Raw genomic sequence first — 877 nt, 5'->3', positions numbered from 1 at the left:
TATGATTTTTATCCACGATGACATAGACCGACTTATCCAACTTCAGCACACCGACTTCCGCCAACTGATGGGTACTGGCGCCGTTGGTCAGCTTAGCCAGAACCTGCGAGAACAGCGCATGGGCATTGTCGGTCGCTGTCAGATCGCTAAAGGCGGCCTGCAGTTCGTTGGGGCTGGTTGCGCTGCCATACAGTGTGGCGGTTTTATCGCCGGCCTTGGAGAAGACCCATTGGCTGCCGGCGTCACCGACATTGATCACACTGTTCTGATAGCCGACGTTCAAGGTGATCATATCGTCTATTTTACTGTCGCTGAAGGTGAGTGTGCGTGCAGAGTCTACCGTGGTATTGCCTTTTACCTGGGCTTTCAACACCGTTAGACCGGTATCGTCAATGGTCAGCTGATGCCCGCTCAATTCGTTGATGACAGTGCTGAAGTCATCTTTGTTGGCTAACGAATTCAACGTGTTGTAGAAACTTCCGCCACCGGTGCCGCCTTTCTCCGCCACTAACTGCAACTTCATGTCCGAGTAAAATCGGCGATCGATATAGTCGTTTCCTCGGATGGTTTGCAGATTATCGCTGAAATCCGCCGCGACGGTGAGGTTGAGTACCAGTGATTGATCGCCAGCATACATCGCGCCGGTCAGAAGCAGATCGGAGATAGAGTTGTCCCCGCCGCTTAGTATCATGGTACGTTTTTGTAGCATTTCTACGTTGCTGCTCATATAGACTTCCAGCGTTTGCTTATGGTCGGACGTAAAGCTGAACGTGCCCATATCCAGATCGAAGAACTTGCCGCTGTCTTTGGTGAACTCCAACGTAAAGCGGGTATCGCTTTGCCGGGTATCGTGTATATGAATATGGCTGTTGCTTGT

1 pseudogene is annotated in these 877 nt (G+C 51.2%); it reads right to left on the bottom strand.

Annotated features, from left to right (window positions below):
- Window positions 1-727: pseudogene (locus ADK28_RS02425) on the bottom strand (DUF4214 domain-containing protein); the annotation flags it as partial.
- Between the last annotated feature and the right edge of the window lie 150 nt (window positions 728-877).

Origin of the sequence: Serratia sp. 506_PEND (assembly GCF_001076875.1) — a bacterium.
Taxonomy (GTDB): Bacteria; Pseudomonadota; Gammaproteobacteria; order Enterobacterales; family Enterobacteriaceae; genus Serratia; species Serratia marcescens.
This window is presented reverse-complemented; position numbering and strand designations above follow the sequence as displayed.